The sequence below is a fragment of the Bacillus sp. ok061 genome (assembly GCF_900108285.1).
In the GTDB taxonomy this organism is placed as follows: Bacteria; Bacillota; Bacilli; order Bacillales; family Bacillaceae_G; genus Bacillus_A; species Bacillus_A thuringiensis_S.
Genome location: NZ_FNUW01000001.1, coordinates 228,230 through 251,610 on the forward strand (window position 1 = coordinate 228,230; position 23,381 = coordinate 251,610).

Here is a 23,381-nt window from a genome sequence, read left to right on the forward strand (position 1 = left end):
GGGAGGCTTTTTTATGTCTAATAAATTACTTCTTGCGACGTTGTAAAGGATTGACAAGAAGAGAAACCGGACCTCTATTTGACACGCCTATATAAATGATGGTATAAAGAAAAGTATATGAATAATTGAGCGTGGAAAGGGAGAAGTAGTGATCATTTCCCTGTTTTAGAGAGCTGATGGCCGGTGAAAATCAGCACATAGATGATCGCGAATTACGCCCCTAGAGCATCTTTTTTCGATTGAATTGTATTCAAAAGGGAAAAGACGGTGCTAAGCCGTTATGTAAATAAGGTGGTAGGCTTTTTTGCCTGCAACTAGGGTGGTAACGCGATAATCAAAATCGTCCCTTATTTGAAGGGGCGATTTTTTTATGTTTTCAACCTTCACGCCAGTAATGAACTTAAAGGAGAGTATGTAGGATATGGGTATTTTACAAGATCTTGAATTTCGCGGTCTAATTAATCAGCAAACAGATGCTGAGGGCCTTGAGCAATTATTAGAAAAAGAAAGCGTTAAATTATACTGTGGTTTCGATCCGACAGCAGATAGCTTACACATCGGTCATATGTTACCAGTATTAATGTTACGTCGTTTCCAATTAGCTGGTCACCAACCAATCGCACTTGTTGGCGGTGGTACTGGTATGATCGGTGACCCAAGTGGTAAAAAAGCAGAGCGTACATTAAATACGAAAGATACAGTTGCTTACTACACAGAAAGCATTAAAAACCAACTTTCAAACTTCTTAGAGTTCGAAAACGTGGACAACCCAGCAACGATGGCTAACAACTATGACTGGCTTGGTAACTTAGATGTAATTTCATTCTTACGCGATATCGGTAAAAACTTCGGTTTAAACTATATGTTAGCAAAAGATACAGTAGCATCTCGTTTAGAAACTGGTATTTCATTCACTGAGTTCAGTTACATGATTTTACAATCATACGACTTCTTAAACTTATACCAACACCATAATTGCCGTCTGCAAATCGGTGGTAGTGACCAATGGGGTAACATTACAGCTGGTCTTGAATTAATTCGTAAATCAGAGGAAGATGCGAAAGCATTCGGTTTAACAATTCCACTTGTTACAAAATCTGACGGTACGAAGTTTGGTAAAACAGAAGGCGGCGCAATTTGGTTAGACCCAGAGAAAACAACTCCTTACGAGTTCTACCAATTCTGGATTAACACAGATGACCGCGACGTTGTTAAATACTTAAAATACTTCACATTCTTATCTCATGAAGAAATTCTTGAGCTTGAAAAGCAAGTAGCTGAAGCACCAGAAAAACGTGCAGCACAAAAAGCATTAGGTTCTGAAATGACAAAACTTGTTCACGGCGAAGAAGCATTAGAGCAAGCGATTAAAATTTCAGCTGCACTATTCAGCGGTTCTGTAGCAGAACTAACTGCAAGTGAAATCGAGCAAGGATTCAAAGACGTACCATCTGTAGAACGTACTGCAGAAGATACAGTATTAATCGACTTACTTGTCGAAAGCAAAATCTCTCCATCAAAACGTCAAGCACGTGAAGATGTAACGAACGGCGCAATCTACGTGAACGGTGAGCGTACACAAGCATTAGACTACGTTGTAACAGAAAACGACCGCATCGAAGGTAAATTCACAATCATTCGCCGCGGTAAGAAGAAATATTTCTTAATTCGTTACTAATAAATAAAAAGCTTTGAGGAATTTCCTCAAAGCTTTTTTGTTTTAATCTCCTTTTCGAGTTCATACGGAAATCACATGTAAGCGGTATGATAAACGTATAACAATTAGAAAGGAGTGGTAAAACGAAATGTCACTAGAAGCGTTGATTATTTTTTCTTTGCTAAACGCGGGTCAACTTGCAGAGAATTCGAAGGTTGATATACATAAAGAGCAGAAAGATGCTTATGTATATGTTCAAAAAGAGGAAAATAAATAACTTTAATATATATATAAATAAAAGCTACTCGAAGTAACTGTTTTGGTTTCTTCGGTAGCTTTTTTGTATGCATAGGATTCAAATTTAGTAAGTGAGCTATTTAATAGAGGGTTTGTAGAAGAAAAAAATATAATTAATGTGAACTGATAAATTGATAAAAATAAACCGTTATAAACAGGAGGATTTGTATGGAACATAGTGAGGCATCTCAAAGATTGTTACTTTCAGATTGCATGGATTCTATAATTACTATCCAAAAGTTAGGGATAGATGAACAGTTTACCCCGATAGGTTATGATAATCTATTTAGTCATAAAACAAGTAGTGACTCCTAAAGGGAACGTTTAGATAATTTAGTGTATAAAATCAAAGAAAGGTTTATCATGATATTAATATTTTCCTTTATTAAAAACAGCCGTTTCAAGTATTGACTTGAGAAGGCTGTTTTTTTGATTTAATCTTTTAAGTCCCCCTGTCAAAAAATAAAATTTGTCCTCTGGGGAGGATAGGTAGCGTAGGGGCACATCAATAGTTGCACTATTTTTAAAAAAATGAAAGGGTGGTGAAATGTCTACGAAACTCTGTAAGTATTACATAATAAAAGCCACAACTCATGAAAAGACCTTCTAATATATTGTTAGTTTATTTGATTAATATTCTTTGTCCACTTTTCGTAACTCTGACTGTGTAAGTCCATATGTCTATGTTGTACAACCTGCTAACAACATAACAGGAATAGCTAAGGCTAATAGTTTACGTTTCATTGACACATATACCCCTTTGTGTTATTTCTTTTTACTTAGTTCTTTTGTTGCTTTGTCTACTAACTCAGAAGCTTCGTCTAAATCCTGTTTAGCGAATTCAATTGTATCTTTATCATCCTTTTCTAAACCTGCCTGTATGTTTTCTACCCCTGATTTCGAGAATAACATTGCTTTACTTATGTTTATCGGTGCTTTATTGTCTTCAGCTAACTTATAATCTAATTTATCAATCTTATCAATTAATTCGAAATAAGGTTTCGATAACTCTTTTAACTTTTCAGCCTTCTTCTTATTAGATTTTCTGCTATCTATAAGGTCTTTTATTTCTTCCGTTTGTTCAGTGTAATCTTTAAGTAAGTATGTTGCATTCTTACTATAGTCTTCTTTCTTGTTTTCTTTAACAGAAGCTTCCATTACTTCGTCTTTCTTTTTATCGTTTGACTCACAACCTACCCCTGTTATTAACAACATTGGAATCGCTAAAGTTAATAGTTTACGTTTCATTTTTTCATACCCCTTTAGTATTTATTATTCTGCTTCACTTACACTTTGTATTTCCGCAAGACCTTGTGCGATACTCGCAGCTAGTTAAAGTGCTGTACTATAGTTATCACTAGATGTTTGATTAAATTCATATAGGTGTTCTAACTTTTCTTTCAGTTTTACCTCTCATGACTGCAAAAAGATTTGCCATAGCGTCCAGACCTGAGATTGGCATAGCTTGATCGATTGTTTCCGTACTTGCTATCATTCGATCGATTTCTCGAATTTGTTCTAATATCTCCTGTTCGATAACATCTGTAGAAGCTACCTGTGATTGAAAGCCTCTTGGAAAAGCATCATTTTGAAGGATTAATTCTTCGCATAAGTAAATGCTTCTTTGTGCTAACGGACGAAAGGTTTGTAAGAAATATGCTTTTGCACTGCTATATGTTTGTCCTTGTAGAACAGTATCCAATGCAAAAGCGTCAATAGAATGAATAATTTGTTCCATACCTTGAATAGTAGCGATACATAAAGAGTTCATACTTTCTGTTTGAGCTTGTACTTCACCGAGATGCATATTTAAAGACACGAACTTTCCCTCCCCTTACAAGAAAATAATACCAATTTAAGGGAGGGGTTGTAAACGGAATATTCTAATGATTTAACGATTAAAGAGGTACTCGTTTATTAAGTTTTTTAATCTCATTCGGATGCTCGAGTGATGAAGAGGTTTTTAAGGTTTAATGTAAATAGAAAAGGGAAGATATAGATTATGTGCAAATAAATACGTTGTAAAAATAATGTTAACAAAAGGAGAGTACAGCAAAGAAAAATGAGTTATGGGATAGAATGTAGTGTTTTTAAGTGTTAGAAGAAGGGAGAGGTTTTTATTAATGTGGATAAAAAACGAATGAAATTCTAGAGAGAGGGTTAAGTTTTATTAACTATAGACTTGCAGTTCTTTTTTATTTTGTTACATTGGTCTGTTTCTATACATATAATCGGGTTATATTCAATAAAAAAAGCCCAGGCCCCTTGATAAACAAGGTTCCTAAGGCTTTTAATACTACTCTTTTCAGAGTACCGAGATTAACGAGAGTAGAACTCTTTAGTATTAAAAAGCCTTATTATATCAGTATTCATAGCATATTTATTATTAACTAGCCCCAAATTTAGCCCCGCTTTCTGCTAAACTCTGGCTAAATAACTCTACTGACATGGACTCCATTTCTTTTAATACATGTCCATAAATTTCATAAATCATTTGTGGAGTATTCCCTAAACGTTCGGCAATTACTTTCACATTTAAGCCTTGATTTAATAATATGGTGCAATGTGTATGGCGTAACCCATGTATTGTTATCGAAGGAAGGTTTGTTTTATTTAATACTCTTCTAAATGCATAGAGGATACTGCTATCTGTTATAGGTTTCCCAGTTTGATATGATGTAAATACAAAGGACTCATCCTGCAGTTTGTATCCAAAAGATAGCATTGTTTCCATGCACCATTTCCGGTATATACTTAATTGATTTACTAATACATCATCTATTAAAATTGTTCTATAGCTATTTTTTGTTTTTGGTGATCGTACACCTTTATTATCCCTGGTACGTTCAATAGTAATTGTTTTTTTATCAAGATCGATGTTTTTCCATTGCAAACCACAAGTTTCGCCTCTACGAATTCCTGTGTATGCAACGGTTAATAAAAATGTGTAGTTTGTAGTGTTTTCTTCTTGTTTCGCTACTTTTAAAAATTCAACTAATTGCTCAGGCGTGAAATAATTGTTTTTTTCTTCTTGAACAGTTTCCTGGTTTGAAAGTTTAATTTTTGTGAAGCGATTACGAGACAATATTTCATCTTCTACAGCTGCGTTAATAGCGATCTTGAATAGGGTGTGAAATAAATGAACTGTACTTGGCTTGTATTTCTTTTCAAGTACATTCAAAAATTCTCTTTTATATGTGGTTCTATCTAATGTTTGCAACTTGTAACGGCCAAGCAATGGTTTCATTTGTAAGCGAATGGCCATTTCACGTTGCGCCCTAGATGTTGGTTTCCAACTGTTTTTATGAGTGTTATACCAAATATCCAACCATTCTCCAATAGTCATTTGATCATGTTCGACTTGTTTAGACTCACCACGTATTGTAGCAGCTTTTACTTCTAAAAGAGATTTGAGAGCTGCTTTTTCTGATGTAAATCCACTTTTTTTCTTCTCTTTTCTTTTTCCTATATTGTCATAATACTTATGACGATACATCCACAGTTTTTCATTTTTTGAATTGAAATAATAGTATATTTCGGGCTCTTTTGCTGATTTGTGCAACTTCACTATTACCATTCCTTTCATTGCTTTGGCTGGCGTATGCATAGGAATGGGTAAGTGTTGAATTGGTGTTATTTATCTTTGTCACGATCAGATGAATCTTGGTTTGAAAATGTAAACTTAAAATTCTTCATATGGTCATATTCCTTTTCAATGTCCTCATCTGAAGGGCAATTTACTTCAAGTTTTTCAAATAAAACTTCTAATATTTTTGTAGCTGTTTCCCTCTGTTCATAATTTAGTGATTTGCCACCAAAAAATACATTGCCCCCATTTAAAAGTATTTTTAAATCAGGATAGTGTAGTCTGCGATATTCCCACAGGAGATCATCTTTACCTTGTTTTTCTATATATGCTTCTTCTTCTTCTGGTGTCATGGAATTATAAAATGCTTCTATTTCTCTTCTTTGTTGTATTTCAGCATCTGTGTATAATCCGGCTCTCCATGCTAATTCATAAAAGTCAATCTCGAGAGCTTCAGACAATTTTTTAATAATGTCGTATGAGGGCTTTCTTTGGCCCCTTTCAATTTGTGACAAGTATGGTTGAGAAACGTTAGATGTTTCGGAAAGTTTAGAGATAGTCATTTTCTTCTGCATTCTTAATTCTTTGATATACGTACCAATATTTTTTTCGTTCATATTACATCACTCCTTTAAAACAAATAATAATTGTTTATTATTGCAATTGCAATGGAATATAAAAAATATAATAAATTATTGCAAGTTATTGCAAAAGCAATAAAATGGTGTTATATTTATTGCAACAGCAATAACGGAGGGGAGACATGCAGAAAATAACATTGACTGTCAAAGAGGTTGCAGAATTATTAGATGTTTCTTTAACAACCGTGTATTCGATGACTCGTATGAATGAAATTCCTTATGCGAGAATCAGGGGAAAAATACTTTTTCACCGTCCAACAATTGAAACATGGTTAATGAATGGAGCTATGCAAAACTATGAAAAATTAGAAGTGTAGTTAATTAATAGAGTGAAAGAGGTGATAGTGGTGATTCCTACAAATGTGCAAGTTAATATTGATGAAAAAGCCATTAAGGAATACATACTGCAGCAAATAGATCAACAACTTCACGAAACCTTATTGATGGTTGATCTTGAAAAGTTAGTAGTAATTACATCAATGAGTAAGAGATTCCTAGAAGATGAGATTTTATCTGATCCAAGGATGCGCGTTATTGAGCGACGTCGTAATAGAAAGCGCTGGTGGTTTTATAAGCAAGCGCTTGTAGTAATAGAAGAAATTGTGAACGATTGGTAGACGATAACGCTTTGGCTGGCATATGCATGGGAAACTAGGTTCATAAAAGAATAGGTGGATAATGATTATTAATTCAAATTGATTGATATCTGGTAGCAATATCGATTTGGAAGCAATTGAGGTGAATAGGTTAATGACAACTGCTGAAATACGTGAAGACAAGTTACATATGATTTTAGAAAAAGCGGAAAACGGTGATCCAAAAGCGATCAAAGTTTTAAAAGAAATTAATCGAATATTAAAGCAAGTATGACATTTGATTTTAAAAACATTATGAAGAGAAAAGGAGGTGCTCATTTTTGAAAGTTACCATGCCGCACTATATAACAAGAATTGATGAAATGTTACCTGGAGCAAAAATTATCAAGCTTACTGGATATGCAAATGGAAATCAAGGGTATCAAAAAGCGAAAACGCCAGTTTGTAAGTGGAAAGATAGCCAGGGATTAGATGATTTAGAAATAAATAAATGGATAAACCAAGGCGGATGGATTGGAGCAGTTATTCCCCAGGAGCGGATTATCATAGATGTGGATGACCGGGTTCAAGGAGAACTTGTGAAAGATTTGCTTGAAGGAGAAAACAGGCATCACCATTCGATTAAAACACCAAACGGGTGGCAGTTTGTTTTTGCAGCTAAAGAGAAAAGGACACAAGACATTAAACAGATTACGAAATTTTTCTCTCAAATAGGTGTGGTTATTGATACCCGTACAGCTGGAGCAGGGTATATTGTTTTTCCTACAAACAATACAGAAGGACGCTACATAGCAACTAATAGCATAGATCAGCTGGACGAATTACCACACTATTTAATACCTGTTAGAAATACAGATAAATCTAAAGATTATATGTTTCCAGTACCTATAGAAAGCTCAGGGAGCAGAAATGACACAATGTATAAGTTTGCTACACATTTAAAAGCGTGGAATGTTCCTAACGAGGAAATAATGCAGGCAATGGAGCTTATATATGAGTATTTTCTTTTAGATAAAACTGATTTTCATTATAACGAATTAAAGACCCTTACGCAGTCAGCTATTCAATGGAAACCAGACCAGTCAAAAAGACAGCATATATCTGACAATAATTTTGAAACGCATGCCGAAGGTAAAGACGAAAATAAAATCATTCCTAAGCCTTTTAAAGTAGGAAATAAAGGTACACTTTTTGAGACGAGAGAGGATAAGGATGGAAATGAGATAACAAAACTCATATCTCGCAAAACACCATATATTACAAAGGAATTCCATAACATAGAACGTTCACAGGTTCTGTATGAAATTGAATGGAAGGAAAGCAATAGAACTGTAAGTGAAGTTGTACCAGCTTCTACTATTGCTGTTAGAAAAGAATTACTAGAACTAAGTGATAAAGGTTTTTCTGTTAATGATAATAATGTTAAGAAAATCATTGCTTATTTTGATCAATATCTATTGGCTAATAATATAGAACAACATTATGCGGTAGAACGTTTAGGACATATAAAGGATACTTTTATCCATCCTTTAGTTACTAAAGATGTTGAGATTATGGCGATAGATCATGGTGAGAAACAACTACTTGAAGCCTTTGAAGTGAGAGGAACAAGTGATACTTGGAAAACAGAAGTGTTTGAACGAATTAAACAGCATCCCAAGGCAGTATTTTTTGTTCTTTCTAGTTTTGCGAGTGTTATTATAAAGGATTTACGTTTACAACCTTTCATTGTTGATTTAAGTGGAACAACCTCACAGGGCAAGACTACTACATTAAAAGTGGCTGCAAGTGTTTGGGGTAATGAAAGCTTAATGAGTGAGTGGAATGCTACAAAAGTATCTATTGAGAGAAAATCAGCATATTTAAACAGTTTTCCTTTATTAATGGATGATACACGGAAAGCCGATGAACGTATTTTAAAAGATGTTATTTATTCTTTCAGTGGAGGACGTTCAAAAGGAAGAGGAAGTTTAAAAGGAAGTCAGAAGGAGTTTACTTGGCATAATATTTTACTAAGTACAGGTGAAGTAACTTTAAACGAATATGCAAAAAATCAAGGTGGAGCTGCTGCTAGAATTATTCCGCTAGTTGACCAGCCATTAAAGAAAGATCATAGCAATATTATGGCACTACATGTCGCATTAGAAAACAACTACGGAGCGATAGGAATAGATTTCTTAAAAGTTTGGTTAAAACATAAAAAGGAGCTTATTCCAGAGTATCACAAGTTTAGACAACACTATGTAGATAAATCCAAAGATAATGAAGTATTAAGCCGATTAGCTGGATATTATGCTGCAGTCCATTTTACAGGAAGTATACTAAAGAGCAAATTGGATTTCGATATTGATCTAAAAGCTATTTCCTCATTATTTGATGATATAGCAGAAGAAAATAAAGCAATAGACAAGCCTATGCAGTTTTTAGAAGAAATACTTTCTGATTTGGATAGTAGTAGACAGGATATATTTTATGATTATATGCCTAAAATTATTAAAGCGATTTATAAGGATAAACAAAGGCAATTGTTTTTGACACCAGCTTATGTAAAGGACTTTTTAGGATTAGAAGAAAAGCCAACACGTAGAGAATGGCTAAAACGAGGCATCACTTCTTCAATAGAAGATAAGGATAAAATTGTTGACTATAAACAAGTAAAACACAAGGGTAAGAATGTCAGAGTGATATTTTTAAATATGGATATTGTCAATGAATTAGGATTTAACTTTCATGAGGAAACAAATGTGCATTAAAAAATGCAGTAGCAAAAGTAACAAAAATGATGATGGATTCTATCTTTTTGTTACCTCATTAAACCCTAGAGCCACAAGGGATTGATAGTTAAAGGTAACAAAAGTAACAAAGGTAACAAGAAAATATAGGTTATGTCTTTTTACTAGAAAACTATAAAAAAACTAAAAAGCTAATATACAGTACATGTTCAAAAAAAGTGTTACTCTTGTTACCTTTTCAAAAAATAAGGTTAAAACCGTTGGGAGAGTAAGGTTTAATAGGGTAACGAAAACTTGGAGAAATACGTTACCATCGGTGTTACCTTGTTACCAAAACATAAATAAACAAGGATGTGTAGAAATGACTTCAAAAAAAACTCCAATCGTATTAGCAATTGAACGTGATGAAAAAGGAAATCTTAGTACATGGTGTCAGTACTGTAGAAAGTTTCATCATCATGGAACAGGTGAAGGACATAGGGATGCACATTGTTTTGAGGAAGATAGTCCTTATATTCGTACAGGTTATGTCCTTAAGAAGATGAAACTATCGGGTAGAGAGGTTGTTACAAAGAGTGAACCTAAGTAGGTGATACGTAATTGGTTTGCCTTAAAGATTATCAAATGTTAGAAACAGAGATCATTTATTTGGAATACAAGTTAAATAGAATACATGCTGAATTAAAACGTCAGAGCAAATGGGGTAAAGATATATTATCAATTAATACAGGCAATGAAGAAACGGAAAAGATACTGGATCAACTTAAGGATGAGCTCACATCTAAGAAAGAACAATTGCAACAGCTCGTTGAATTGGTGAGTAATTACAAAAACTTAGAACAACAGATACTTAAGCTGAAATATATTAATGGAATGACGTTAGAAGGCATAGGAGCCAAATTAAATTACAGTACGCATTATATTAAAGTGAAACATGCTGAGATTATGAGAAGAATCAAGTTTGCAGAGAGATTAAAGGCAGGAGGATAAAGAACTGTGGAAGGAAAATAAAATGTTTTAAAAGCTATTTAATTAATTAAACAAGAATTGAATTGTTCATTTGTAAACAAAAATTAAAAATAAATTTTTCTATAACACCCCCGGGTAAAATATAGAAACAATTTTGCTGGGGGACCGAGCAACGCGGGGGGGAGATTTGTCTTTTTATTTTTTGCTTTTCGCGCGCGGAACGGAGAAAAATGCATGTTATTTCGATATCTAAATTAATTAATGAAAGTGTGGTGATACCGTGACAATCAAGAAAAAAAACTATGAATTGGCTTTTGAAGACTATAAAAATGGCATGCCATACGCTGATATTGCTACAAAATATGGCGTTGCTGAAACTACTGTCCGAGATACCTGGCGTAAGCGACATTGGAAAGAAATATTAAAAGAACATACTAACTTACGAGATAAGATCCGTGACGATTTACTAGGTCAAATGAGGTCAAACGGTGTCATTCACGGACATTTTCTTGATTTAGTTGAAGATTACATGGCAATGTGGGATATTAAAAACAATTTGATTGCTGATATTGAAGAACGTGGCGTATCTGTATTAGTTGCTAACGGGATCAGTCAAAAAGAATGATTCTATTACGGAATTAATAAAAGTTATTACGTCAATGTCAAAGTTACTGGAGTTTTTAGGTATAGACATTGAAGAGACCGAAGAAGATGAAGAACTTTATATATATAAAATAATATAACAGGAGGTCATGAAAACATGGCACATTTAGAAAATAGTTTAAAATTGAAAGAATTATTTTATCAACGAATCGAAACAGAAGAAAGAAGCCTTCCGGTCCTAGAAAAGCTAAAATTAGCAGAAGAGTGTCAAAGAAACGTTACGTCACGTGATGAATATGACCATATTACAAAGATCGTTGAAGAACTAAAAAAGAGTATGCAGCCGAAAGTAAATTCGGTTACACGCCAACGGTTATTTTTAGCGAAGAAGACAAAGTCCAGGCGGCGAAAGTGATTAAGAAAGATATCAAAGAAATGGACAAACGGTATATCGAGTTACGCAAACGAAAAAATGACTTAGAAACGTCTATTGCTGATGAAGTTGCCGCTATTAATGTAGAACTAAATGAAATGCATGAAGCTCACAGAAAGTTAATGCATTGTAACGAGACTTACGGAGGGTATTACTGTGAACTATATGAAATGGTTACATCTACGAAATCGGAGGTATTACGATAATGATTACATTATATGAAAAGATTCTATCAGCACGCGAAAGAAAACATGCTTATCATACTTATGATATTGAACTAACGCCGCTAACAGATGCAGGGAAATTATTATTCGGTCGTATGGATTTATTAAAGGAAGAAAGGGACGAACAACTTAAAAACTGGTTAAAGAATGCTTTATCACGTAACAAAAGCAACTTCAGACCTAATGACAAATATATTTTTTACTATGATGATCCGAACGAATCAGAAGATCAGCGAGTAAATGAAGTGTTACGTTATGTAGAAAACAAGATTTATAGAAAATGGGAAATGAGTACAAAATGGGGTAATTTAAAATCTCCTATATTTGGAGTCGACTATTCAGTGAAGATTGAAAAGAGAGTTGATGTCCTGGACCCGTCGAAAAAGAGTGGTAAACAAAAAGGCCTTAAAAATCCAGCGATTGATGTAGAAGGAAAAGAAGTAAACGATACATTAGTTACTGAAGGTTAACGTTTGAAAAAAATTCAGATGGATTGGAAATTGAAATTATGAGGGAAATGTATACGAATGTTAATGAAGTAGGATTGAAATTATACAATCTTCTTGATGGGAAGTTAATCTATTCAGAGGTAGAACCCACTGTGTATCGTTTGGAGATTAAATAATTAATTATGAAAAGCAACTTGTCGTAAAAAATGGCATGTTGCTTTTTATTTATGTAGAAGTAAGAAGATTAAATGATTTATAAAAAAGTATTTGTGGATTGTTTGATGAAAGGACATTTGATTAGCTAAATATGATATTATAAATGTACTAGAAAATTTTAGGAGGAGTAAGATGCATCGTATTAGAGATATTATTGTATTAAGTGATATTATGAAGCTTCCTAAACCTGAATTAGTAGATATATGTACTGATCTTGGCTTAGATAATGGTGGAGCATCTTTTGATTTAGCTAAGCGAATTTGGGATGAAATAAGAGTTAGACAAGATAGTGAATCCTTGCAGCGAGTTGAGGATAAATTATTAGCAGGTAAAACTTCTGTAACATGGTTTGAACTTGAAAATAAGGAAGCTTTAAAAGGGATTAAGAATGTTATTATTGAACGATCTAATTTTAATCCTTTTGAAAATATTAGACAATATACGCCTGATGCTTTGACAAGTGATCCTATATTATTTTGTGCAGCTGGAGGAAGAACGGAGTCGGAATATTACTTAAGGTACGTTTATAATAGTGGAACAAGAAGAGATGTTGCATTAAATGATATACGTATAGTTCCAAAGCCTAGTGTTATTAATGTTTATATTAATGAAGATGAGGGAATTATTGAAGTAAGAGCTGATTCGAGAAGTGCATCTAAGGTAGCATCTAGTTTAGCACAGCTTATAAATAGACAGGTTACTTTAGAACCCATTAACATTTTAGCAGCGTTTGGAAATAATGTTGAAAGATTTGCGGATAGATTAGAAGGAGAATTAATTGATACTACATCTACACCAGCTTTAGAGGATCTACTGGATGATTTTACAGGAGATCACAACAGGTCAATTCTTACTATACTTAATTCTTTGAATGAATTTTTTGATCAGGATGATGAAGAAAAATTAATTAGGGACTTAAGAGAAGCAGGTGAAGTATTTGAGGATCATTTTTTAACGCTTCCTTTCACAGCTTTAATACTATGCGGAATGGAAAAGGTTGGGCTTAGAGTGAATCAAGGAGATTTAAGAAGTTTCCCGCTATATGATTATTTAAGACCACATCTTCTACATCAAGGTGGCTTTGTTAAATTTACACGTCCAATTGCTGGAGTGGAGAAATCATTTACAGTTCGTGTGGGTATTACAACTAATAGTGTATACTTTACAACCCCATCTAATGAGGAAGTTATTCAATATGTTAGAAATAAAATGCTGCGTTAATAAGAAGGAAGGCGTTTTAAAATAACGAATATTATATGGTAATGTTCCATATGATATAATATAATTATAAAAGTTTAAAATGACGATAAGGAGGTAGGGTAGAATGACAGTTGATTGGAGAACGAAGAGACAAGTTAATAAGTTTGTTGAGACGTTAGCGATTTCTCCTGTGAAGAGTTTCTACCCAACTTCAGTGGCTAAATATGATGATACTCTTTCTATGGAGTTGATTTTTGAACATTTATTATCGTTATGTGAATCTGGAGAATTAGAGTTATTATGGGAAGTTAAGTGTCCTGGTTATGAATCGCCTATGTGTTTCCGACGTATTAAGTTAGTTACGGATTACAGTGAAATAATTGACAAAGAATTGCTATGTGATATATGTGGCGAATACGTTAAAGTAGAGAAGTCTAATATATTTCCGGTATTCCAAATCAATAAAGAATATCGAGAAGCAATGAGAGAAGAATTCAAAAAAAAAAAGTCAGAAAAAAAGTCGTGTGTTAGTGAGTATAGGAAACAATCACAAGAAATAGTTGAGTTAGTTTCTTCTGATAAGCCGATACTGTCTCTTGGTGATTTACCACCACACATTGAGTTGAATATCCAACAATTAGTCATATGTAAGGATGTGGGGAATTTGAGTAATGAAGGTCGTTCAATAAATCGAAGTTTTAATGGGACAAGCTTTGGTGAGAAATCAAATATTAATATCCAAGCGGATAGTAATACAAATACAATAAATATCGGTGAATTATTACCTAAAGAGAAAGATATTTTTGCTGATTTAAGACAAGAAATTGAAGAAATGGTTAAAGATGAGATGGACAGAGAACAAGCAATGGAATTTGCTAATCAATTAGAAGACGCAGTTCAACAGAATGATGCAGACAAATCTAACAAATACATCAAATGGTTGGAACGTTTTTTACAAAATTCGTCCGCTTTAGTTACTATAGCTACTGCTATTCAACCGTTAATTTCATAAAATAAAAGACCATTAAGAGTAGCCTTTTATTTTAGTAGTTTAGAATATAAATTCAAAGAAAAATCACCTTTATATTGATGTTTTTCTTTATTATAAACAGCTTTTTCAAGTACGGACTTGAGAGGCTGTTTTTCTTTTTGAAAAAGAGTGCCCCCCTTATCAACTTTTTTGAAAAGGGGTCTGGGGAGGATAGGTAGCGTAGGGGGCATCTCTATCGTTAGACAATATTTTAAAAAAATAAAGGGGGGTGTGAAATGTCTACCAAAATCTATAAATTATTACATAATAAAAGCCACAACTCATAAGAGTGTGACTTAAATGTTTTTATTCAGCTTCGAAGCGTAAAGTGATTAAAACTCCTAGTGTGAGTTCAGTAATTATAACTACGTCTTTGTCTTTTTCATCATCATAATCAACTGATTTTGTTTTTCCGCCTACAAAATTAGCTGAAATACTTGTTATTGATTCTGAGTCTAGTAATTTACCAATCTCAACATTTTGCTTCTTAGGTACATGGCCTATGTGAAATTCTTTATTGTCTAAATTAACAATTACCTTAATAGCATTTTTATCGAATTCGTTATCAGGATCTTTTACAAATGAGATATAATCACCAAATTCAACATCTTCAAATTCAGATGCTTCTACCCACATTTCTAGTAATTCTTTATTAGTATATCCACCGTATGATTCAATATTATATTCTTTGGCAATTGCACGCGCAATTCGTTTTAGAAGTGACTGTATATCTTTACCTTTGTCATTATCAAAAGTAACCCCTGCGACATTAAAAGTAAGGGAGTTACTGGTATCTAATTCAATTGGTAAAGGGGCTGGAATTGGTTCCGATTCTTGTTCTAAAGTCTGTTGTTCGGGTATGATTTCTTCAGTTTCTGTTCTAGACTCTTCCACATATGTATTTATTACTTCCACCACTTCTTCCTTGATATTTTCTACTTTAGATTCATGATGAGTGTGGATGTTCGTGTTAACATGGTCTATTTCGACTGTATTAGTTTCTAAATCGGATATTCTTCTGATTTCTTTTTCCTTTGCTTTAAAATCCTTTTTATATTGCTTAAAATCCTGTTTATCAACTCTAAATTTCTCGCCAGTAGCTACATTCTTGACTACGTATGTTTTAACTATGTATGAATAATAGATAATAAATAAAATATAAGATATCACAAGAGTTGGGATAGCCAAGATAATTGCTGTAATAAACAATATAAAATCTAAGGGAGTAGGTATTCGTTGTAAGATTATTCTCTTTCCGGCAGCAGCTTCAGATTGCTGTAACTGTTGTATACGTTGTATCGATGCAATTGAATCATAACTCATAAAAAAACCTCCTTAAAATGATACCTAAATCATACCAATTTTATGCAACAACTGTAAATATTACGTTTTGAGGAATTGTTTAAAGGCATTAATCTACCTCAAAGCAAACTTATCTAAATTCAAAAAAGCTTACTGATTATGTGATTCAGTAAGCTTTTTATTGGTCAGAGCAGCTGGAGAATAGAGTGCTTAAATGTTCATTAACCTACATGCTGGCTGATTTTTAATTTTATCAAAGTTCTTCGTCTTCTTTAAATATAACTAACTGATTTTTATGATATAATGACGCGCGAATGTTGAAGTATTTATTTATAATTTTTCCGTTGTTGTCTTTCTGTTCACCTTCATTCGCTGTGCATAATGCGCATACAACGATATGTTGACCAGGTTCAAAAGTTTCAGAAGGGATATCATTTTGACTAATCAAGATAGAAGCTGCAGGAATTTGTTCTATGTTTTTATCTTTTTTACCAAAACGTAGATTTACAGCGTAACGATCACCTTGCTTAAAGGAGATGACTTTGTTTACTATCCCTTCGATACAGATAGGGTGTCTTTTGAATTCGGGAGATTTTAAATAGTTATAAGCATCTAGGTATTTTTCTTGATTATAATAAAAATTTGGCCATTTAATTTTCTTTCCGTACATTTGAATTTCTATAGATGATTCTAATTCATTTGAATCATCATCTTCTACGGCTTTACGTAGCTCAAGAATTTTTTGCATTGTTGCTAAATAGGAACTTAGCTTTCCTTTAGAAACATAGCTTTTATTTTTTGGGGGATTCGTATTTCCGCTCTTATTTGTGGAAGGGGTACTTTGTTTCCCTAAATCTTTCAGTGGTTCATGAATCATAGTTAACCTAAAGGTAAATTTATTTTTCTTAACACTTTCTAAAATGTTATCATCAGATTTTTTTGCTAGTACTGTAACTTGCCCTATTGTATTATATTTGCACCATTCTTCATGATTTACACCTGGTTTTCTCGTGAAGTGGGTAGGAATCCATGCTTCCGCTCTAAAATGCCCATTTTTATGAGATACATCCTTTCTACATTTGTGGCATTCTAATCCTTCTTTTAATTGTGGGTGTTCTTCTACATATTTAGCTGTTACATCTTGGTTTTTCATTTTTGAGTAAGCTGTTTTCATTTTTACCGCCATTTTTTCTCCTCCTACCAAATAAAATATATTTATATAGGATATTTTACCATTATTAACATTTAGGGTGGATAAGTTTGGGAACTGGTATTTTACATGGAAGAACAAAAAGTAATTAATATTTGAAGATACATTATTTAGAAGTGTACGGAGAATTTCCTTGGCTGTGAGTAGGTTCTTTTTTATTTGATTTAAAAAGGTATTGATGTAACAAAGGTAAGTATAGATGGTTATGATTTTCTAATCCCAGAAGGCCTTTCTGAGTTCTTACTTAGAGCTGGATATTGGAGGTATGGTGAAGGAGAAGAAGAATCGTCAAATGATGTCGAAATCCTAGTGTATTATGTTAGAAAAACTATTTTGAAAGATGGAGTTTTGTCTACTACATTCACTTATAAGGGAGATCAAAAGAAAAAATGAAAAAATCTTCAAGGTAAAACTTATCCGTATCGAAAATGAAAGAGCACCTCTAATGGATGCTCCTTTTGGTTGGTTACATTTTGGTTGAAGAGATTTTTCTTATTTTCATTTTTGAATACTTTAGATAAACCTTGGATGAAAAATCACATACGTAAAAAATATCATCTTCCTCTTTGTATCTTTCGTGGAAAACACTTCTTTTATCATCGATAATAAAATTATGTATCAGTTGCAACTTGGCTATTTCTTCTTCACTTATGATTTTCATAAGGTATTGTGGTTGAGAAGTTTTATTGAATCGTCTGCTTAAATATAGATAAAAGAAGCTCATAAATAAAGGAATAACGATAGCAATTAGTATAAAATTGTATTTATTACTTTGAGGAATATTTACATGGAAAAAGCACCAATAAGAAAACATAAAACTAAACATGTGGATCATAGCAATCAATCTTATAATTCGATTAAACCAACTGGCTTTATTTAGTTTAACTTGAGGTAGAAGTGCCATCGGTAAAAGTATAAAAAATAGCCAAAAAAATAATAAAAAGCTTAGATTATACAGTGGTTCTAATATAAAGGTGTAGTTGGGAATAAGATTGGGCATGAAAAATTTCACATAACATGCAGGAGTAATGAATATGGATATTGCAAAGGTAAGAATATCTTGGCAATATGTAAAAATATTTATTTGTTTTCGTGTACTTTTATCTTTAAATAATTGATCGAATTCTTTGGTAGTGGAAGATTCTATGTAGAATGAACCAATCCCTTTTAAAATCCCCCAAATTCCTATGACTGCAAGAATAATTTTAGATATATTTGTCATTTCGTTAAGTGACATAAGATTAAATAACCTCGCTTATTTTCATTTAAGTAACATGTATAATTATTATATCATAATGTTTATATGTTAATGATTTTGATATGTAAAATAAAAGGGAGAGTTTTTATTGTGGAATGGAAGAAGTACAAATTTAATATTTGAAAATCTGAATTTTGTTATAATTAATTATAAGATGTGGAGGTTAGGCTATGTGGTATAGTATATTTTTTGACAAAAGTGGTGTTTTTCAGTGGGCAGGTGTAGCTGCGATTGTGTCATTTTTAGCATTTGTTTCAACTGTGATTTCTCTTGTAGTTACATGGATACAAGGAAAGAAAACTAGAAAATCTACTACTCTAGTAAATTTAAGAATTCAAGAATTAAAAGAAATAAGAGAAGAAGGAGCTGCTTTAATATCGACGATAAGAGTTTTTTTGAATGAAAGAAATGTGAGGATAAATCCAGAGAATAAGGTTATTTTAGAAACGGATCCAATAGTTAATAAATTGGATGCGCATTTTAATAAATTGTATTCCAAATTATATAGACAGACATTGCATGGTGGTGATTTATCAATTCAAATAAGTGCAAATCAAATTCTATTATATATGTTAAAAGAAACCGATCAGTTAGTGGAAATACAGATAAATGTTTCTCTGGCTCTTGATACATATTCAAGAGTTGAATATATGGAGATAGAAAACTCGATTTAAGGAGGGTTAAAATAAACATGTTTTTTTATAACTTAGAATTGGCGTCTAAATAATTGAAAGTAGAAAAGACCTAAGTTATAAGATAATTCACCAGGTAAAAGGTGAACGACTACAAAAATATTCGTTCACTTTTTATCCTATTTTTTACGTTAAATGTAGTTCATAATCTCCGTTAATACTGTTTGGTTTTCCAAACATTTCTTCGTACAGACTAACATGTTTTGAAAATCCATTTTTTAATGCAAAGTGGTAACCTTCTTTAGTTACGACTTGCTGTAATACTAATCGTTCGAAGCCTTGTTCTTTAGCGAATGTCTTAAACCATTCAATAACAATACTCCCCTTACCTTGATTGCTTGGGGTAATACTTATAGCGGTGATCGCCAAGTATGAATTGGTGGAAAATTCACTTCTAAGGTTAATGGTGACCTTATGTTCTTTAGAAGAAATATTTAAAGCATACTTAGAAACCCCTTCTATGAACATTATTTCATCTTGTACCAATTCATCTAATAACATTTTTAATTTTTGAAAGTCTTGTACATGAAGAGGGATCTCGGTGAATTTTTCTTTCAAAACAATTAACTCCTTTTATCATTTGTTTTTGCACTTATCCATTTCTATACACACGCCAGCCTTTTATATTTTTGGTCCCAAACTAGCCCCACTTAGCCCCAGTTTTATTCTTTTTTATGCTTTATTTTGCATTATCAATAACAAATAAAAAAAGCCCTGGCTCCTTGATAAACAAGGTTCCTAAGGCTTTTAATACTACTCTTTGCAGAGTACCGAGATTAACGAGAGTAGAACTCTACGATTAATGCTTCGTTGATTTCAGCTGGTAACTCAGCACGCTCAGCGTGACGAGTGTAAGTAGCTTCTAATTTGTCAGCATCGAAAGTTAAGTATTCTGGTACGAAGTTGTTAACTTCGATCGCTTCTTTAACAACAACAAGGCTGTTAGATTTTTCGCGAACGCTGATAGTTTGGTTAGGTTTTACACGGTAAGATGGGATATCTACGCGAGCGCCATCAACCATGATGTGACCGTGGTTTACTAATTGGCGAGCTGCACGACGAGTGCGAGCTAAGCCCATACGGTAAACTAAGTTGTCAAGACGAGCTTCAAGAAGGATCATGAAGTTTTCGCCGTGCTTACCAGGCATTTTACCTGCTTGGTCAAATGTGCGACGGAATTGACGCTCAGTCATGCCGTACATGTGACGAAGTTTTTGTTTCTCTTGTAATTGTAAACCGTATTCTGAAAGTTTCTTACGTTGGTTAGGACCGTGAGGACCTGGTGCGTAAGGGCGTTTTTCTAATTCTTTTCCTGTGCCGCTTAGAGAGATTCCAAGACGACGAGACAGTTTCCAAGCTGGACCTGTATAACGAGCCATAGTTGACTCCTCCTTTAAAAATGTTTTTATTTACGTAAAATAAAAACAGACGTAATCGATATTTACGGGCATTTTGTTTTCATGTACCTTCGCTCCAGCAGCAGGGAGTTACGAGATACACCTCCGTAGAGGAACAAAATACAAACGATAAACTCACATTACAAGGCTGCCTTTTTATTTTACACAAACGCTATTATATCTTTTACCCAGAGTTTCGTCAAGCGAGTACGTTTTTGTTTTATGCATATAAATTTTGGAAATTAATATAAGAAGGAATTTAAAACAATATAAAAGAAGAGATAGAAACACAAATAAAACGCTTACATAAAATGTAGTAAAAACGTTCATCAGTTTTTTACTGGTGAATATGCGGTAATAAAAACATAAAGGGGATGTTTTTATGAAAAAGAAGCATATGGAGACAGCGTTAATTCATCACGGTTATACACCTGAGGAACATAAAGGAAGTTTAACACCACCTTTATTTCAAACCTCTACGTTTACATTTGAGACTGCGCAGCAAGGAGAGGCGAGTTTCGCAGGAGTGGATCCATCTTATATTTACTCACGGCTTGGAAATCCAACTGTGAAATTATTTGAAGAACGTATGGCGGTGTTAGAAGGAGGAGAAGAGGCACTTGCCTTCGGATCTGGTATGGCAGCTATTTCAGCGACTTTAATCGGTTTTTTAAAGGCTGGAGATCATATTATTTGTTCAAATGGATTATACGGATGCACGTACGGTTTTTTAGAAGTGTTAGAAGAAAAATTTATGATTACGCATTCGTTTTGTGATATGGAGACAGAGGCTGATATTGAAAATAAAATTCGCCCAAATACAAAGCTTATTTTCGTTGAAACACCAATTAATCCGACAATGAAATTAATTGATTTAAAACAAGTGATTCGGGTTGCGAAGCGAAAAGGCTTACTTGTTATTGTTGATAATACATTTTGTTCACCTTATTTACAAAGACCGCTTGAGCTTGGCTGTGACGCTGTTGTGCATAGTGCGACAAAATATATTGGAGGCCATGGTGACGTTGTAGCGGGCGTAACAATTTGTAAAACGAAAGCATTAGCTGAAAAGATTCGCCCGATGCGAAAGGATATCGGCGGTATTATGGCGCCGTTTGATGCGTGGTTATTATTACGTGGGTTAAAGACGTTAGCAGTAAGAATGGATCGTCATTGTGATAATGCAGAAAAAATTGTATCGTTCCTAAGAAAACATGATGCGGTAGAAGGGGTTTGGTATCCAGAAGGGGAGTTAGCATCTCGTCAAATGAAACGCGGGGGCGGTGTTATTTCTTTTTCAGTAAAAGGCGGAAAAGAAGAGACGCAAGCGTTTATTAATGATCTTCACTTTATTACAATTGCGGTGAGTTTAGGAGATACAGAAACGTTAATTCAGCATCCAGCAACGATGACGCACGCTGCGATTCCGGCTGAACTAAGAAAAGAAATGGGCATTTTCGATAATTTAATACGCTTATCGGTCGGTCTAGAATCGTGGGAGGATATCGTTTCTGATTTAGAGCAGGCATTAAAGAAAATATCTACTGTTAATCAATAAAAAAAGAGTGAGCTATCGGTTTTGTACAGGACGTACTAAGTCGATAACTCGCTCTTTTCTTTTTACATATGTTTTAGGAGTGTCTCCACAAACTTTTCTAAATAGCGCTGATCTACTTCATCAAAACGATTTTTTTCAGGACTATCAATGTCAAGTACACCAATGACAGCTCCTTCTTTCACAATCGGTACAACGATTTCCGAATTAGAAGCACTATCGCAAGCGATGTGACCTGGGAATTGGTGAACGTCCGCTACAAGCTGAGTTGTTTTCGTTTCAGCTGCTACGCCGCAAACGCCTCGTCCAAATGGAATGCGTACGCAAGCAGGCATTCCTTGGAACGGTCCAAGGACAAGCTGATCTCCTTCTGTTACATAAAAGCCAACCCAATTAACGCGATCTAAAAATTGGTTTAATAATGCGGACGCATTTGATAAGTTTGCGACTACGTTTGATTCGCCAGTTAATAACGCATCCAGTTGTTTAATTACTGTCTCATATTGCTGCACGCGAGATCCTGCATAACTTTCTTTAGTAAACATGGAAACAGCTCCTTTTTTATCGAGATGTGTAAAATATTAGCAAAATACGATGTATTTCACATGACTTTGTCGATAGAAAATTAAAGGAATTTGTCTTAAAAGTCAAGAAATTTAAACTATAGCTGTTCATTGAGAGGAAGTGAGCGCATGAAGCAGACGAAACAAAAAGTAATTGATGCGGCAATATCGTTGTTTAATACAAAAGGTTATGATGGAACGTCGGTGCGAGACATTGCAAAGCGAGCGGATGTGAATGTAGCGAATATTTCATATTATTTTGCTGGGAAGCAAGGTTTATTAGAACAGCTTATTACTGATTTTTTAGAAGGGTATATTCATGTGATTGAAATTTCGTTTGAACAGAGAGAGTATTTGTCGGCTAAAGATGTGATGGTGCAAATGGTGCGTGGGATGTTACGATATCAATTTGAAAATAGAGAACTAACACGTTTCTTCTACCGAGAGCTTTCGCTTGATACGACATTAATTCGTGAAGTGATGACCGTTTATTTTTCTAAAGAAAGATATTATATAGAGCAAATTATTAGGCAAGGACAAATAAAACAAGAATTTCAGAAAGTATCATTTACAATGTTTATGACGCAATTAAAAGGCATGATAAATATGCCGTTTTTATATCCACAATATATATCAGAAGTACTGCATTCTTTCCCGTCTGAGACATTTTTCATAGAAATGTACACGAAAGAGATTGAGCAATGGATGGAACAAGCATTATGTAAAGCGAATATGTACCATGAATGGCCAAGAGCTGTTCATATGTGAAGA

General features: G+C 33.7%; 24 protein-coding genes, 3 pseudogenes and 1 other annotated feature. Of the genes and pseudogenes, 17 read left to right on the forward strand and 10 right to left on the reverse strand.

Annotated features, from left to right (window positions below; all coding sequences use genetic code 11):
- The first annotated feature begins 123 nt into the window (after nt 1-123).
- Nucleotides 124-351, forward strand: a binding site (T-box leader).
- Between the two features lie 70 nt (nt 352-421).
- From tyrS to C4S65_RS34200, 3 genes are all read left to right on the forward strand, one after another.
- Entirely contained in the window at nt 422-1,678 is a 1,257-nt protein-coding gene (tyrS, locus tag C4S65_RS01320; protein ID WP_000512081.1) for a tyrosine--tRNA ligase, read from the forward strand.
- 127 nt (nt 1,679-1,805) lie between these two features.
- A complete protein-coding gene (locus tag C4S65_RS01325) occupies nt 1,806-1,934 on the forward strand; it encodes a hypothetical protein (RefSeq protein WP_000050940.1) in 129 nt (42 codons plus the stop codon).
- 188 nt (nt 1,935-2,122) lie between these two features.
- On the forward strand, nt 2,123-2,269 hold the full coding sequence (locus C4S65_RS34200; protein ID WP_017763656.1) for a hypothetical protein: 147 nt from the start codon (nt 2,123-2,125) through the stop codon (nt 2,267-2,269).
- Nucleotides 2,270-2,719: 450 nt separating this feature from the next.
- Here the strand turns inward: C4S65_RS34200 and C4S65_RS01330 are convergent, their stop codons facing one another.
- The 4 genes and pseudogenes from C4S65_RS01330 to C4S65_RS01345 all read right to left on the reverse strand — a co-directional run bounded on the left by C4S65_RS01330 (nt 2,720) and on the right by C4S65_RS01345 (nt 6,157).
- Nucleotides 2,720-3,202: a hypothetical protein gene (locus C4S65_RS01330; protein WP_017763655.1), complete on the reverse strand. Its 483-nt coding sequence runs from the start codon at nt 3,200-3,202 to the stop codon at nt 2,720-2,722.
- Between the two features lie 87 nt (nt 3,203-3,289).
- A pseudogene (locus C4S65_RS01335) lies at nt 3,290-3,773 on the reverse strand (T7SS effector LXG polymorphic toxin); the annotation flags it as partial.
- Between the two features lie 567 nt (nt 3,774-4,340).
- On the reverse strand, nt 4,341-5,561 hold the full coding sequence (locus tag C4S65_RS01340) for a tyrosine-type recombinase/integrase (RefSeq protein WP_103945097.1): 1,221 nt from the start codon (nt 5,559-5,561) through the stop codon (nt 4,341-4,343).
- Between the two features lie 26 nt (nt 5,562-5,587).
- Nucleotides 5,588-6,157 carry a helix-turn-helix transcriptional regulator gene (locus tag C4S65_RS01345; RefSeq protein WP_103945098.1) on the reverse strand — a complete coding sequence of 190 codons (570 nt, stop codon included), beginning with the start codon at nt 6,155-6,157 and terminating at the stop codon, nt 5,588-5,590.
- 146 nt (nt 6,158-6,303) lie between these two features.
- On the opposite strand from C4S65_RS01345, the gene C4S65_RS01350 reads away from it, so the two are divergent.
- The 10 genes and pseudogenes from C4S65_RS01350 to C4S65_RS01400 all read left to right on the forward strand — a co-directional run bounded on the left by C4S65_RS01350 (nt 6,304) and on the right by C4S65_RS01400 (nt 14,615).
- Nucleotides 6,304-6,498: a helix-turn-helix domain-containing protein gene (locus C4S65_RS01350; RefSeq protein ID WP_002165827.1), complete on the forward strand. Its 195-nt coding sequence runs from the start codon at nt 6,304-6,306 to the stop codon at nt 6,496-6,498.
- Nucleotides 6,499-6,528: 30 nt separating this feature from the next.
- On the forward strand, nt 6,529-6,798 hold the full coding sequence (locus C4S65_RS01355) for a hypothetical protein (RefSeq protein WP_103945099.1): 270 nt from the start codon (nt 6,529-6,531) through the stop codon (nt 6,796-6,798).
- 299 nt (nt 6,799-7,097) lie between these two features.
- On the forward strand, nt 7,098-9,530 hold the full coding sequence (locus tag C4S65_RS01360; RefSeq protein ID WP_103945100.1) for a DUF927 domain-containing protein: 2,433 nt from the start codon (nt 7,098-7,100) through the stop codon (nt 9,528-9,530).
- A 340-nt stretch (nt 9,531-9,870) separates the two neighbouring features.
- A complete protein-coding gene (locus tag C4S65_RS01365; protein ID WP_103945101.1) occupies nt 9,871-10,098 on the forward strand; it encodes a hypothetical protein in 228 nt (75 codons plus the stop codon).
- Between the two features lie 11 nt (nt 10,099-10,109).
- Nucleotides 10,110-10,499, forward strand: a complete 390-nt coding sequence (locus C4S65_RS01370; protein WP_103945102.1) for a sigma factor-like helix-turn-helix DNA-binding protein — start codon at nt 10,110-10,112, stop codon at nt 10,497-10,499.
- Between the two features lie 313 nt (nt 10,500-10,812).
- Nucleotides 10,813-11,221: pseudogene (locus tag C4S65_RS01375) on the forward strand (hypothetical protein).
- A gap of 17 nt (nt 11,222-11,238) precedes the next feature.
- Nucleotides 11,239-11,720 (forward strand): annotated as a pseudogene (locus C4S65_RS35645) (DNA repair protein Rad50).
- Nucleotides 11,720-12,208 (forward strand): hypothetical protein, encoded by a 489-nt coding sequence (locus C4S65_RS01385; RefSeq protein WP_103945103.1) that lies wholly within the window; start codon nt 11,720-11,722, stop codon nt 12,206-12,208. Before C4S65_RS35645 ends, C4S65_RS01385 begins: the two are co-directional and overlap by 1 nt.
- 327 nt (nt 12,209-12,535) lie before the next feature.
- The gene (locus C4S65_RS01395; protein WP_103945104.1) at nt 12,536-13,624 is read left to right on the forward strand and encodes a hypothetical protein; all 1,089 of its coding nucleotides are present in this window, start codon (nt 12,536-12,538) and stop codon (nt 13,622-13,624) included.
- Nucleotides 13,625-13,727: 103 nt separating this feature from the next.
- Complete coding sequence (locus tag C4S65_RS01400; RefSeq protein WP_103945105.1) at nt 13,728-14,615, forward strand: hypothetical protein; 888 nt, start codon at nt 13,728-13,730, stop codon at nt 14,613-14,615.
- A gap of 324 nt (nt 14,616-14,939) precedes the next feature.
- On the opposite strand, the gene C4S65_RS34210 is transcribed toward C4S65_RS01400, so the two are convergent.
- Together C4S65_RS34210 and C4S65_RS01420 are read right to left on the reverse strand one after the other, a co-directional pair.
- On the reverse strand, nt 14,940-15,956 hold the full coding sequence (locus tag C4S65_RS34210; RefSeq protein WP_181032122.1) for an HIRAN domain-containing protein: 1,017 nt from the start codon (nt 15,954-15,956) through the stop codon (nt 14,940-14,942).
- A gap of 232 nt (nt 15,957-16,188) precedes the next feature.
- Nucleotides 16,189-17,121, reverse strand: a complete 933-nt coding sequence (locus tag C4S65_RS01420; protein ID WP_103945107.1) for a hypothetical protein — start codon at nt 17,119-17,121, stop codon at nt 16,189-16,191.
- 198 nt (nt 17,122-17,319) lie between these two features.
- Here C4S65_RS01420 and C4S65_RS35045 point away from each other — a divergent pair, with 198 nt between their 5' ends.
- Nucleotides 17,320-17,538 (forward strand): hypothetical protein, encoded by a 219-nt coding sequence (locus C4S65_RS35045; RefSeq protein ID WP_080546884.1) that lies wholly within the window; start codon nt 17,320-17,322, stop codon nt 17,536-17,538.
- A 73-nt stretch (nt 17,539-17,611) separates the two neighbouring features.
- Here C4S65_RS35045 and C4S65_RS01430 read toward each other — a convergent pair whose 3' ends face one another.
- On the reverse strand, nt 17,612-18,382 hold the full coding sequence (locus C4S65_RS01430) for a hypothetical protein (protein WP_103945108.1): 771 nt from the start codon (nt 18,380-18,382) through the stop codon (nt 17,612-17,614).
- Between the two features lie 191 nt (nt 18,383-18,573).
- Here C4S65_RS01430 and C4S65_RS01435 point away from each other — a divergent pair, with 191 nt between their 5' ends.
- Nucleotides 18,574-19,077, forward strand: a complete 504-nt coding sequence (locus C4S65_RS01435; protein WP_000270403.1) for a hypothetical protein — start codon at nt 18,574-18,576, stop codon at nt 19,075-19,077.
- A 144-nt stretch (nt 19,078-19,221) separates the two neighbouring features.
- On the opposite strand, the gene C4S65_RS01440 is transcribed toward C4S65_RS01435, so the two are convergent.
- Nucleotides 19,222-19,653, reverse strand: a complete 432-nt coding sequence (locus C4S65_RS01440) for an N-acetyltransferase (protein ID WP_103945109.1) — start codon at nt 19,651-19,653, stop codon at nt 19,222-19,224.
- 218 nt (nt 19,654-19,871) lie between these two features.
- Complete coding sequence (rpsD, locus tag C4S65_RS01445) at nt 19,872-20,474, reverse strand: 30S ribosomal protein S4 (RefSeq protein ID WP_000135320.1); 603 nt, start codon at nt 20,472-20,474, stop codon at nt 19,872-19,874.
- 400 nt (nt 20,475-20,874) lie between these two features.
- Between rpsD and megL the strand changes: the two genes are divergently transcribed.
- A complete protein-coding gene (gene megL / locus C4S65_RS01455; protein WP_000726565.1) occupies nt 20,875-22,050 on the forward strand; it encodes a methionine gamma-lyase in 1,176 nt (391 codons plus the stop codon).
- Nucleotides 22,051-22,112: 62 nt separating this feature from the next.
- Here megL and C4S65_RS01460 read toward each other — a convergent pair whose 3' ends face one another.
- On the reverse strand, nt 22,113-22,592 hold the full coding sequence (locus tag C4S65_RS01460; protein WP_103945110.1) for a GAF domain-containing protein: 480 nt from the start codon (nt 22,590-22,592) through the stop codon (nt 22,113-22,115).
- Nucleotides 22,593-22,739: 147 nt separating this feature from the next.
- Here C4S65_RS01460 and refZ point away from each other — a divergent pair, with 147 nt between their 5' ends.
- Nucleotides 22,740-23,378, forward strand: a complete 639-nt coding sequence (gene refZ / locus C4S65_RS01465) for a forespore capture DNA-binding protein RefZ (RefSeq protein WP_000814913.1) — start codon at nt 22,740-22,742, stop codon at nt 23,376-23,378.
- Nucleotides 23,379-23,381 lie beyond the last annotated feature (3 nt).